The following is an 11,614-nucleotide window of genomic DNA, read 5'->3' as shown; positions in this document are numbered from 1 at the left end:
CGCGAGGCCCCCCACCGTCTGGACGGTGGGGGGCCTCGCGAGGTTGAGAGGGCGAACGGTGAACGTCCGCCCGCTCCCTCTGATGCCGGATGCCGGTCTAATACCAGTTGTTGGCCTGCCAGAAGGACCAGGCGCCGCACGGGGAGCCGTAGCGGCTGTCCATGTAGCTGAGGCCCCACTTGATCTGGGTGGCCGGGTTGGTCTGCCAGTCGGCGCCGGCGGAGGCCATCTTGTGGCCCGGGAGCGCCTGCATCAGACCGTACGCCCCGGAGGACGGGTTGGTCGCGCGGTAGTTCCAGGTCGACTCGTGGTTCACGATGTTGCTGAAGCACTGGAACTGGTCGGCGGGGACCATCTGACGGGCCATCGCCTGGACCTGGGCCACGGTGTACGAGCCCTGGGCCGCGAACGAGGAGGCGTCGCGGACGGAAGAACGGCTGGCGCGCTCGGCCTCTTCCTTCTTCTTCTTCTCCGCCAGGCGCTCGGCCTCGATCCGGTCCTCGGCCGCCTGCTTCTTGGACTTCGCGTCCTTGGCGGCCTGGATGCGGGCGGATTCCTCGGCCGACTTCTTCGCGGCGGCGTCGGCGGCGGACGCCTGGGCGTCGGCCTGCTGCGTCAGCGAAGCGGTCTGGACCTGGGCCTGCTGGCCCGCGGGGATGTCTGCGAGCAGCGTGGTGTCGGCTGCGGCCGCCTCGAAGTTGTTGTCGTCGGCGGCAGGTGTGCCGCCCGCAGCAACGCCTACGACGGCGCCTACGGTGGTGACCGCGGTGGCGGATGCCACGGCGAACCCCCGGACCGAGATCCGGCTCACATGGTGTCCTTCCAGCATCGCCCGCTTAGGTGACCTCGCGGGCGCGTTCGTGCCCCTGGCACTGGCCTCCCTACTGCGTGGGTCACGGGAGGCGCGGGCCCGGTGGGCAACCCCGGTGAGGAGGCTGCCGCGTGGTGCTCGCGGGCGGCATACGGGCGTCTCGTGTTGAGTTGTGTGGTGCGTGGCGCCTCTGGAGGTGCCCAAGTGCCGTATGCGGGGCCTGACGGAAGCAAGACTCTGCCGGACGGGGACGCGTGGAGGCAATTCTGTGTTGCGTGGGAAAGGTCACACCCCGTTTGGGCCACTGGTTTCGCGGAAATGACGGCGCAGCACCATGCCGCCCGGCTAAGCTCCTTGGCTCGCCGGGCGGCATCAAAGGGACATGCGGGTCAGATGTGCCCCTCCTCCAGCATTTCGGTCACCAGCGCGGCGATCTGCGAACGCTCCGACCGCGCGAGCGTGACGTGCGCGAACAGCGGATGCCCCTTCAGCTTCTCGACGACGGCGACGACTCCGTCGTACCGGCCGACCCGGAGGTTGTCCCGCTGGGCCACGTCGTGGGTGAGCACGACACGCGAATTCGCCCCGATTCGGGACAGCACGGTCAGCAGGACGTTCCGCTCGAGCGACTGCGCCTCGTCGACGATCACGAACGCGTCGTGCAGCGAGCGGCCGCGGATGTGGGTGAGCGGCAGGACCTCCAGCATCCCGCGCCCGAGCACCTCCTCGATGACCTCGCGCCCGGCGACCGCCGAGAGCGTGTCGAAGACCGCCTGCGCCCAGGGGCTCATCTTCTCGGCCTCGCTGCCGGGGAGATAGCCGAGCTCCTGCCCGCCCACCGCGTACAGCGGGCGGAAGACCATCACCTTCTTGTGCTGCTGCCGCTCCAGCACGGCCTCCAGGCCCGCACAGAGGGCCAGCGCCGACTTGCCGGTGCCCGCGCGTCCGCCGAGCGACACGATGCCGACGTCGCTGTCGAGGAGGAGGTCGAGCGCGATCCGCTGCTCGGCGCTGCGCCCGTGGATGCCGAACGCCTCCCGGTCGCCCCGCACGAGGCGGACATTGCCCTCGGCCGTCACCCGGCCGAGCGCCTTGCCGCGCTCGGACTGGAGGACCAGGCCGGTGTGGACGGGCAGCTCGGCGGCCTCGGGGACGTACAGCGTCTCCTCGGTGAACAGCAGGTCGATCTGTTCCCCGGCGAGGGACAGTTCGCTCATACCGGTCCAGCCGGAGTCCGTGATGGCGAGCTCGGCGCGGTACTCCTCGGCGAGGAGGCCGACGGAGGACGCCTTGATACGGAGCGGCAGGTCCTTGGAGACGACCGTGACGTCGTACCCCTCGGCCTGGAGGTTGCGTGCGACCGCGAGGATCCGTGAGTCGTTGTCCCCCAACCGGTAGCCGGCGGGCAGGACGCCGGGATCGGAGTGGTTGAGTTCGACACGGAGCGTCCCGCCCAGGTCTCCGAGCGGGATCGGGGCGTCCAGCCGGCCGTACCGGACCCGGAAGTCGTCCAGCAGGCGCAGGGCCTGGCGGGCGAAGTAGCCGAGCTCGGGATGGTGCCGTTTGGCCTCCAGCTCCGTGACCACCACGATCGGCAGCACGACTTCGTGCTCGTCGAAGCGGGCCATGGCGCCGGGGTCGGCCAGCAGGACGCTGGTGTCGAGAACGTATGTGCGCCGGTCGGGCATGCGGCGCTTGCTGCTGTTCACCACGGAAGGACGTACCCCCTCGGACGAGGTCGGGGAGTGCGACGGACGGTCGCGGAGCTTCCCGAAGGGAGAGGACGGACCGGGATCGGGCCCTCGTGCGCGGGCCGGACCACGGCCACCGCGTCGGCCGCACGCTGCGTACGGTCCTTCGTGTGCAAAGGGCCTCCCGGGCGAGCGGACTGGGTGCCGCTCACTTGGTGACGACATCCGCCTGGTTGATGACCGGATGTCGACCTGTCAGGGGTATTCCCTTATCGAACCGAAGCCATGCCGCTGCATATGACACGGTGTGGAGAAGTCCCGGTGGACGCGCGGTGACGCCCGGGGGCGCGCCCTTCCGTGAGGCCTGTGCGTCCCCTGTGCCCTGGTGGCTCAGCCTCCGAAGCGGCGGTGGCGGGCGGCGTAATCGCGCAGGGCCCGGAGGAAGTCGACCTTGCGGAAGGCCGGCCAGAAGACCTCGCAGAAGTAGTACTCCGAATGGGCGCTCTGCCAGAGCATGAAGCCCGAGAGCCGCTGCTCGCCGCTCGTCCGGATCACCAGGTCGGGATCGGGCTGGCCCCGGGTGTAGAGGTGCTCGGAGATCAGGTCGGTGGAGACGACCTCGGCGAGCTCCTCGAAGGTCGTGCCCTTGTCCGCGTGCTCCAGGAGCAGGGAGCGCACCGCGTCCGCGATCTCCTGTCGGCCGCCGTAGCCCACGGCGACATTGACGATTATCCCCTCGATGCCGGACGTCGCCTCCTCGGCCTCTTTGAGGACCGTCTGCGTCTCCGGCGGGAGCAGGTCGAGCGTGCCGACGTGGTGGACGCGCCAGCGCCCGTCCGCGGCGAGGTTGCGCACGGTGTTCTCGATGATGCCGAGCAGCGGCTTCAGCTCGTGCTCGGGCCGGTCGAAGTTGTCCGTGGAGAGCATCCAGAGGGTGACGACCTCGACATCGGTCTCGTCGCACCAGCCGAGCAGCTCGGAGATCTTGTCCGCACCGGCCTGGTGGCCCTGTACGGCGGAGCCGCCGGCGGCCTTGGCCCACCGCCGGTTGCCGTCGAGGATGACCCCGATGTGCTTCGGCACCTGGTCGTGGTCCAGGCGGCCTTCCACCCGGCGCGCGTAGAGCCTGTACACCAGGTCGCGGAAGTTCACTGCGTTCACCCTCTCGGTTCCGTACGGGCCGGGGCCCGCCCTCCCCGTCGCCGGGGGTACGGGGCATCCCCCGCAGGGGATCGCCGCACGACCTGCGCCGCCGGCACCATCCCTCGGCGGTCCGCGCCCTTGTCACCGGCACGGGCCGCGCGGGCCTTCGCCGCGCCGCACATCGGCATTCCCCGAAGCCGCCACATTACTGCGACCGGGTCACGGGGGCCCAACCCGGTCTGTCACAACTCCGTGATAAGGAGAGAAACGTGACTGATTACCTCTCCCCCGACCTGTATTACCGTGCCGCCCCCTCGCGCTACGACTCCATGGAGTACCGCCGGACCGGGCGCAGCGGCCTCAAGCTGCCCGCCCTCTCGCTGGGCCTGTGGCACAACTTCGGCGACGACCGGACGCTGGACTCCCAGCGAGCGATCCTGCGCCGCGCCTTCGACCTCGGGGTGACCCACTTCGACCTGGCCAACAACTACGGCCCGCCGCCCGGCTCCGCCGAGCTGAACTTCGGCAAGCTCTTCGCCCAGGATTTCTCCCCGTACCGCGACGAACTGGTCATTTCGACCAAGGCCGGATATCTGATGCACCCCGGCCCGTACGGCGAGTGGGGCTCCCGGAAGTATCTGCTGTCCTCACTCGACGCGTCCCTGCAGCGGATGGGCGTGGAGTACGTCGACGTCTTCTACTCGCACCGCTTCGACCCGCACACCCCGCTGGAGGAGACGATGGGCGCCCTCGCCTCCGCCGTCCAGCAGGGCAAGGCGTTGTACGTGGGCGTCTCCTCGTACAACGCGGAGCAGACGGCGCGGGCGGCCGGGCTGCTGAAGGAGATGGGCGTCCCGGCCCTGATCCACCAGCCGTCCTACTCCATGATCAACCGCTGGATCGAGGACGACGGGCTGCTCGACACCCTGGAGGCTGCCGGAATGGGCTGCATCTCCTTCGTGCCGCTCGCCCAGGGCCTCCTCACGAACAAGTACCTGAAGGGCATCCCGGAGGGCTCGCGCGCCACCCAGGGCAAGTCCCTCGACCCGGGCCTGCTCTCCGACGAGGTGGTCCGCCGGCTCAACGGCCTCAACGACATCGCCCGGGGCCGCGGCCAGTCGCTCGCCCAGCTCGCCATCGCGTGGGTGCTGCGCGACAGCCGGATGACCTCGGCGCTGATCGGCGCGTCGAGCGTGAAGCAGCTGGAGGAGAACGTGGCGGCGCTCGCGGGTCCGGCGCTCACCGCCGAGGAGCTGAAGGAGATCGACGCCTTCGCCGTGGACACGGCGGGCACGAACATCTGGGCCGGTCGCGGCTGACGGCGGCTCAACGGGGCTCCGCCCCACAGGGGCTTCGGGCCCGAACCTCGGGCCCGGGCGCCGGCCCACAAAAAACGGGCCGGTCCGTGGGGGGGGATACGGACCGGCCCGAGGGGGGTTTCCACCATAACCCTTCGTAAGTGCCGACGCGTGCCACGCCACTCCACAATTACTCTCCGAATATGCCGGACTCCGTTCCGAGCAGGGCCCACCCCGCCTTCGGGCCCTCTCCGGAGCCGCGTTCGGGGCCGTTATCGACCTCCGTATCGAGGGGTCGCCGGACGCCACCGCCTTGACGCCGCCGGGGCGGAGAAGAGGACAGAAGTCGACCTCAACGGGCTCTAGGTTCGGGGTATGACGACACGATCCCCCGCGACCGCATCCGCGCCCGTGCCCGTGACCTGGGCCGGGGCGAACGCCCGGCGGCTGGCCCGCCAGCGTCTCCACCCGGCTGCCGCCACCCCCGTGTCGCCCTTCGCCGCCCCCGCCGAGGCGGTGGCCGCGATGCTCGGCGCGCACGCCCAGGTGCTCTCGGCGGCCGAGCTGTCCGTGGGGCTGCGCGGGGACGGGCTGACCCGCACGGACGTCCGTACGGCACTGTGGACCGACCGGACCCTGGTCAAGACGTTCGGCCCGCGCGGCACGGTCCATCTGCTGCCGGCGGCGGACCTGCCCCTGTGGACCGGGGCCCTGTCCGCCGTACCGACGGGCCCGAACCCCTTCCCCAAGGACGCCCGGATGACGCCGGACCAGGTGGAGGCGGTCGTCGCGGCGGTCGGGGACGCGCTGACCGGGGCGGAGCTCACGATCGACGAACTCTCCGACGAGGTCGTCGCGCGGACCGGTCCGTGGGCGGGGGACCTGGTGATGCCCGGGTTCCAGGCGATGTGGCCGCGCTGGCGGCAGGTCCTTCATCTGGCGGGCCACCGGGGCGCCCTCGCCTACGCCCCGAACCGTGGCCGGAAGGCGACGTACACCAATCCCGGGTGCACCCCGCTGCCGGGCGCCGGGGCCCTGGCGGCCCTGGTCGAGCGGTATGTGTACGTGTACGGGCCGGCGACCCCCGCGCACTTCGCCCGGTGGCTCGCGGCGCCGAAGCACTGGGCGGCCGAGCGGTTCGCCGCCCTGGCCGCTTCGGGGGCGATCGAGGAGGTGACGTTGGCGGAGGACGGGCCCGCGTGGGTGGTCGCGGGCGACACGGACTTCCCGGACGCGCCGGTGCGGGGTGTGCGCCTGCTCCCCTACTTCGACGCGTTCACCATCGCCTCGTGGCCCCGCGAGCGGCTGTTCCCGGGGGCGGCGTGGGACCGGGCGCTCGGGGGCGGGCAGGCGGGGAACTTCCCGGTGCTGCTGGTGGACGGTGTGGTGGCGGGCGTCTGGCACCAGCGACGCTCGGGCCGTCGGATCGCGGTGACGGTGGAGCCGCTGAAGCCGCTGTCCGCGGCGCGGCTGCGGGACCTGGAGGAGCAGGTGGGGCGGGTCGCGGCGATCATGGAGGGGACGGCGGAGCTGACGGTGGGGCGGGTGACGGTGGGACCGCATGCCTAGGCCGGGGCGCGTGGGCGCACACGTACCCGTACGCGTGTACGCGTCCACGGAGGCGAGGCGTGGCGTGCCCGCCTTCAGGGGCGGGGGTCGAAACGGACCGCCATCGTGTCTCCGGCGACCACCACGAAGTCCCCTTCCTCGCACCGGATCACCGCCTGGAGCACCTCACCGCCGTCGTCCCTGACCTCCTGGGTCCCGACGACCGTCCACGCTCCCCCGTACGGCACGGGCGGCAGGAGCGGGGGCGGCGCGTGGTGCCACTGGCTCGCCGGTACACACCAGTCGGGCAACCGCGGCCAGCTGCCCGGGGTGACACGCAGCGTCCGGTCGGAGGCGCAGGTCAGCAGGACGGACTGGTCCTCCGCGAGGACGAACTCGACGGCCTCCGGCTCGCCCGCCCGGCCCTCGGGCCGGTAGTAGACGCCGAGGACGGCGGTGACCCTGGCCCCCGTGAGCCAGTCGGCGTTGCCGGGCCGCGCGCGCCCGGCGGGCCCCGCGCAGTCTTCCCTCTCCACGGTCATGCCCGCTCCCACTCCTTCACTGTGCGTGCCCCCGGAGGGTAGGACGGCGGCCCGCACGATCCCGTTGCCTCCGACGCACTGCTGAACTGGCGTACGGGGTAAGCGGGTTGACCGGTGGTACGGGATCCGGCCACCGTCAACGAGGCTTGCGGGCCTCGATCAGGAAGCGGGCGGTGCGGGCGAGGAACGGCCCCTCCGTCTCGATCTTCCGGTGCAGCGCGGCCAGTTGGGGCCGGTACTGCTCGACGGCGAAGCCGGGCACCATCCAGATCACCTTGCGCAGGAAGTACACCACGGCGCCGATGTCGCGGAACTCGGTTCGCAGCGTCTCCGAGCGCAGGTCCACCACCTCCAGTCCGGCAGCCGTAGCGGCGGCCCGCGCGTCCTCCGGGTGCCGGGCGCGGCGGACCTCGGGCGGCTGCGGGCCGAGGAAGTACTCCACGAGTTCGAAGACGCTGGCGGGCCCGACCTGCTGGGAGAAGTACGTACCGCCGGGGGCGAGCACGCGCGCGATCTCCGCCCACCACGTGGTGACCGGGTGGCGGCTGACCACGAGGTCGAAGGCGGCGTCCCCGAAGGGCAGCGGCGGCTCGTCCTCGTCGGCGACGACGACCGCTCCGAGCGGGTGCAGCAGGGCGGTGGCACGGGCGATGTTGGGCGGCCAGGCCTCCGTGGCCACGGTGACCGGAGGCAGCTTCGGCGCGGAGGCCAGCACCTCGCCGCCCCCGGTCTGGATGTCGAGCGCGGCGTGGGCCCGGGCGAGCCGGTCGGCCATCGCGCGGGCGTACCCCCAGGAGGGGCGTTCCTCGGTGGCGCGGCCGTCGAGCCAGGAGAAGTCCCACCCGTCCACGGACACGGCGTCGGCCTCGGCCACGAGGGCCTCGAACCGGTCGCGGGAGGCCACGGAGTCGAATTCGACGCCGGGGGCGGGGGCGGGGGCGGGGACGGCGGGATCGGGGGTAGCGGGATCGGACATACCGGAAGCGTGTCAAACACGCCCGGAGTACGCGAACGGATTCCGCCGGAGCCCGAGGGGCTCGCCGCCGCTCACCCGGCCAGGGCCCCCAGCAGCACTCCGGTCAGCGCCCCGGCGATCATGAACGGGCCGAACGGGATGCCGGTTCTGCGCCCCGCCCGGCGCAGGAGCACGAGGGCGAGCCCGTACGCCGCTCCGAACAGGAACCCGGCGAACCCGCCCAGGAACAGCACGGGCCAGCCGTACCAGCCGAGGGACACGCCCAGAGCGAGGGCGAGCTTGACATCGCCGAAGCCCATGCCGTTCGGGTTGATCAGGAAGAGCAGGAGGTAGAAGCCGCCGAGGGCCAGGCCGCCCAGGAGTCCGGAGGTCCAGGAGCCGGCGTGCCCGGGGAGCGCCGCGGCCCCGCCGAGCAGCAGGACGGCCGCGGCAGCCAGCGGCAGGGTGAGCGGATCGGGCAGCCGGTGGACCCGCCGGTCGACGACGGCGAGGAGCACGGCGACGGGGGCCAGCACCAGCCACGCGACGAGCTCGGGCCGGGCCCCGGTGGCGGCGGCGAGGGTGACACAGGCGAGCACGGTGACGAGGGGGGCGAGGGTGGTGGGGGCGTAGGTGGGGGTGGTGGGGGTGGCCGTGGCTCGCGGCTCCGGGGCGGGCGAGGCTGCCGACTCCGGGGTGGCCCTGGCCTGTGGTTCCGGGGCGGGCGAGGTCTGCGGTTCCGGGGCGGGCGTTCCCGGGACCGGGGTGGGTGGGGTGGCCGGGTCGGCCGGTGCGGCTTGGGCGGCGCAGGGGCCGCATCGGGCCGGGCCGAGCCAGCCGCGGGCCGGGCCGGTGAGCGGGTGGCCGGCGGGGCACGCCGTGCGCCAGGGCTTCTCGGGCTCGACGGCGAACCGATAGGCGGCACGCGGGATCAGCAGTCCGGCGGCGGCACCCCAGACCGCGGCGAGGGCGAGCAGCACAGCGTCCACGGGGCGACCCTAACGGGGTCCGGGAGCCGGGGTCTTGGGCCCGGGGACCCAAGGCGTCCGGCCAGGACCCAAGCCACCCCGTTCGGGGTCCGGACACGTCCGCGGGGGACTACGGTCGGGGCCCATGAGGACATGGCGCGATGGCGACGGGACGCTGAGGGTCGACACGGGCTCCGGGACCGGGACGGGAGCGGGGCCCGGGCCGGGAGCGGGGCCCGGGGCGGGGGCCCGAGAGGTGCCGCTGCGGATCGCCGCCTCGTACCGGGCCCGTACCAAGGGGCTGCTGGGGCGGGACGGCATCGAGGGGGCGATGATGCTCACCCCCTGCGGGAGCGTGCACACCTTCCGGATGCGGTTCCCCATCGATGTGGCCTACCTGGACCGGAAGTTCACGGTTCTGGCGGTCACCACGATGAAGCCCGGCCGCCTCGGGCTGCCCCGGCTGCGGGCCCGGCACGTGGTGGAGGCGGAGGCCGGGGCGATGGAGCGGTGGGGAGTACGGCCGGGCGTACGGCTGGAGCTGAAGGCGGCCCCGGCCGCCGCGCCGGAGGCCCGCTAGCCGTCAGTCGCAAGCCGCTGGGAGGGTGCGGGTTACGGCGGGCCCGCGCCCAGCAGGGTCCAGGCGCCGTAGGCCGCTGAGGCGCAGGCGAGAACGGCGAGCACCGCGGCCGTGCGGCCCGTGGTGCGCAGCCGCAGCAGGGCGACGGCGGGCGGGAGCAGCAGCGGGAAGGCGGGCATCATCAGCCGCGGCCGGGAGCCGAAGTACCCGGCGCCGATCAGCGAGATGACGACGATCGCGATGGCGTACACGAGCACGGGGAGCGGCTGCCGCTGCCGTACGCACAGGACCACCAGCCACCCCAGCAGCCCGAGCGCCGCGCACAGGCCGAGGGCGGCGGGCCACGGCAGCCCGGCGATGAACGCGGCGAGCGCGCGGCCGCCGTCGATGTTGTTGCCCCACTGCGCCTGGACGTCGAAGTAGGCGACCGGGCTGCCCTCGCGTACGGCCACGAACACCACGTACGCCAGCCAGCCCAGCGGTGCGAGCGCCACGCCCGCGATCATCCGGGCGTTGCGGCGGAGCACCGGGCCGGCGCGGCGTTCCTCGCGGTACTCCCGTACGAGGGCGACGGCGGCGGTGATCGCCAGGGCCGCGATGAGGGCGGCCGCCGAGGGCCGGGTGAGCCCCGCGAGGACGCACAGCGCGCCCGCGACGATCCAGCGGCCTTTGAGGACGGCGTACAGGGCCCAGGCGGCGAGCGCGGTGAACAGGGTTTCGGTGTACGCCATCGACTGGACGAACGCCGTCGGGCAGACGCCCCACAGTGCGGCCAGCACCACGCCCGTACGCCGTCCGCGCAGGTGGGCGCCGACGGCGAAGATGCCCCAGGCGGCGAGCAGCCCGGCGGTCCAGGCGACCAGGAGCCCGGCGCCGCCGAGGGTGAGCGGAGTCACGGCGGAGACGGCGCGTTCCAGGGCCGGGAGCAAGGGGAAGAACGCCAGATCGGAGTGGACGGAGCCGTCCGGGAGGGTGACGGTGTAGCGGTAGCCGTGCTCGGCGATGCGCTGGTACCAGACGGAATCCCAGCGTCCGCTGAGCGGCCCCAGGGGGTCCCTCCCGGCGGCGGAGGCGGCCACCCAGAAGGCCAGGAGCCCCAGGGCCCGTGCGGCGGCGTAGACCGCGAGCGCGGGCGCGGCGGCCCGGAACGCGGCGGCGGCCCGGGACCCGCCGGGAGTGCGGGGGGCCGGGGCCGGGCCGGCGGGCGTCCGGGTGCGGAGCTGGTGATCGGACATACGGCCGATTATGACGTCGGCGGCGGACGCGCCGTGCCATGGCCGGCGGGCGGGCCGAGGGCCGGGTGGGCCGGGCTCCGGGCGGGCCGAGGGCCGGGAGAGGCTGGTGGGCCGGCGGCCGGGCGAGGAGCGAGGGCGGACCGACTCCCGGGAGATGCCCGGGCGGCCCCGGCCCCCCGTGCCGGTCGGGGCCGCCCGGGTCAGACCCCGCCCAGCACCTCGTTCCCGTACACCTTCCACGGCGACATCTCCACCGCGTCCATCACCGCCAGCTGCGGGTGCCGGGCCGCCGTCTCGTCGCGTACGGCGACGGTGTCCGGCCAGGCGTCGAGGTGGGCGGCGCCCTCGATGACGACGCCGTCCCAGTCGGTGGTGGCGGTCGCGCCGGCCCGGTCGACGACGAAGCCGATGCACAGCACCGAAGCCCGTCCGACGGTCCGCCGGATGGCACCCACCGCGTGCTCCCGCTCCGGCTCGGGCAGCTCCCCCACGGAGAACTCGACGGCGACGACACCGGCCGGGGCCCGCCGGATGCGCACCAGGAGGTCGAGGCCCCCGTCGGTCCACAACCGGAATCCGACCTCGTGCAGCCGCTCGAGCCCGGCGAGGGACAGCAACTGCTCGCGGGTGACGGGCGAACGGGCTCCGAGGGAGGCTGCGTCGAGGTTGACGAGCACCGTGCGGCCGGTCACGGGGTGCACCGGACGGAGCCCCTCGGCCTCGAGGTCGCCCAGCAGGGTGCGGGCATCCAGCCGGGTCCAGCCGAGGTGGTACGAGTAGAAGAATCCGGCACCCATGGACGCCCACCCCCATCGCTCTCGTCTTCGCGATCGCTCTCGCTCT

11 protein-coding genes are annotated in these 11,614 nt (G+C 73.1%); 3 read left to right on the top strand and 8 right to left on the bottom strand.

Annotation, left to right across the window (positions count from 1 at the left end; translation table 11 throughout):
* Positions 1–97: 97 nt before the first annotated feature.
* From CCZ36_RS22995 to CCZ36_RS22985, 3 genes are all read right to left on the bottom strand, one after another.
* Positions 98–811 carry a transglycosylase SLT domain-containing protein gene (locus tag CCZ36_RS22995; RefSeq protein WP_069739069.1) on the bottom strand — a complete coding sequence of 238 codons (714 nt, stop codon included), beginning with the start codon at positions 809–811 and terminating at the stop codon, positions 98–100.
* Between the two features lie 389 nt (positions 812–1,200).
* A complete protein-coding gene (locus CCZ36_RS22990; protein WP_069739068.1) occupies positions 1,201–2,523 on the bottom strand; it encodes a PhoH family protein in 1,323 nt (440 codons plus the stop codon).
* A gap of 369 nt (positions 2,524–2,892) precedes the next feature.
* Positions 2,893–3,654 (bottom strand): isoprenyl transferase, encoded by a 762-nt coding sequence (locus tag CCZ36_RS22985; protein WP_069739067.1) that lies wholly within the window; start codon positions 3,652–3,654, stop codon positions 2,893–2,895.
* A 260-nt stretch (positions 3,655–3,914) separates the two neighbouring features.
* Here CCZ36_RS22985 and mgrA point away from each other — a divergent pair, with 260 nt between their 5' ends.
* A complete protein-coding gene (mgrA, locus tag CCZ36_RS22980) occupies positions 3,915–4,964 on the top strand; it encodes an L-glyceraldehyde 3-phosphate reductase (RefSeq protein WP_128818465.1) in 1,050 nt (349 codons plus the stop codon).
* A gap of 354 nt (positions 4,965–5,318) precedes the next feature.
* Positions 5,319–6,512: a winged helix DNA-binding domain-containing protein gene (locus tag CCZ36_RS22975; RefSeq protein WP_128818464.1), complete on the top strand. Its 1,194-nt coding sequence runs from the start codon at positions 5,319–5,321 to the stop codon at positions 6,510–6,512.
* Positions 6,513–6,586: 74 nt separating this feature from the next.
* Here the strand turns inward: CCZ36_RS22975 and CCZ36_RS22970 are convergent, their stop codons facing one another.
* From CCZ36_RS22970 to CCZ36_RS22960, 3 genes are all read right to left on the bottom strand, one after another.
* A complete protein-coding gene (locus CCZ36_RS22970; RefSeq protein WP_069739064.1) occupies positions 6,587–7,033 on the bottom strand; it encodes a hypothetical protein in 447 nt (148 codons plus the stop codon).
* Positions 7,034–7,169: 136 nt separating this feature from the next.
* Positions 7,170–8,009, bottom strand: coding sequence for a class I SAM-dependent methyltransferase (locus CCZ36_RS22965; RefSeq protein WP_128818463.1), 840 nt, complete (start codon positions 8,007–8,009; stop codon positions 7,170–7,172).
* Positions 8,010–8,080: 71 nt separating this feature from the next.
* Positions 8,081–8,977: a prepilin peptidase gene (locus CCZ36_RS22960; RefSeq protein WP_128818462.1), complete on the bottom strand. Its 897-nt coding sequence runs from the start codon at positions 8,975–8,977 to the stop codon at positions 8,081–8,083.
* A 124-nt stretch (positions 8,978–9,101) separates the two neighbouring features.
* Here CCZ36_RS22960 and CCZ36_RS22955 point away from each other — a divergent pair, with 124 nt between their 5' ends.
* A complete protein-coding gene (locus CCZ36_RS22955; protein ID WP_128818461.1) occupies positions 9,102–9,536 on the top strand; it encodes a DUF192 domain-containing protein in 435 nt (144 codons plus the stop codon).
* 32 nt (positions 9,537–9,568) lie between these two features.
* Here the strand turns inward: CCZ36_RS22955 and CCZ36_RS22950 are convergent, their stop codons facing one another.
* Together CCZ36_RS22950 and CCZ36_RS22945 are read right to left on the bottom strand one after the other, a co-directional pair.
* Complete coding sequence (locus tag CCZ36_RS22950; RefSeq protein ID WP_069739060.1) at positions 9,569–10,771, bottom strand: hypothetical protein; 1,203 nt, start codon at positions 10,769–10,771, stop codon at positions 9,569–9,571.
* Positions 10,772–10,971: 200 nt separating this feature from the next.
* A complete protein-coding gene (locus CCZ36_RS22945) occupies positions 10,972–11,568 on the bottom strand; it encodes a hypothetical protein (RefSeq protein WP_069739059.1) in 597 nt (198 codons plus the stop codon).
* Positions 11,569–11,614: the final 46 nt, after the last annotated feature.

Source organism: Streptomyces sp. S063 (assembly GCF_002832675.1).
Lineage (GTDB): Bacteria > Actinomycetota > Actinomycetes > Streptomycetales > Streptomycetaceae > Streptomyces > Streptomyces sindenensis.
The sequence above is the reverse complement of the archived record's forward strand: the minus strand, read 5'-3'. Positions and strand labels throughout refer to the sequence as shown.

Excerpts from the sequence above, each read along its gene's own strand:
- CCZ36_RS22975 (WP_128818464.1), top strand. The coding sequence starts at position 5,319 with ATGACGACACGATCCCCCGCGACCGCATCCGCGCCCGTGCCCGTGACC.
- CCZ36_RS22970 (WP_069739064.1), bottom strand. The coding sequence starts at position 7,033 with ATGACCGTGGAGAGGGAAGACTGCGCGGGGCCCGCCGGGCGCGCGCGG.
- CCZ36_RS22965 (WP_128818463.1), bottom strand. The coding sequence starts at position 8,009 with ATGTCCGATCCCGCTACCCCCGATCCCGCCGTCCCCGCCCCCGCCCCC.
- CCZ36_RS22955 (WP_128818461.1), top strand. The coding sequence starts at position 9,102 with ATGAGGACATGGCGCGATGGCGACGGGACGCTGAGGGTCGACACGGGC.
- CCZ36_RS22950 (WP_069739060.1), bottom strand. The coding sequence starts at position 10,771 with ATGTCCGATCACCAGCTCCGCACCCGGACGCCCGCCGGCCCGGCCCCG.
- CCZ36_RS22945 (WP_069739059.1), bottom strand. The coding sequence starts at position 11,568 with ATGGGTGCCGGATTCTTCTACTCGTACCACCTCGGCTGGACCCGGCTG.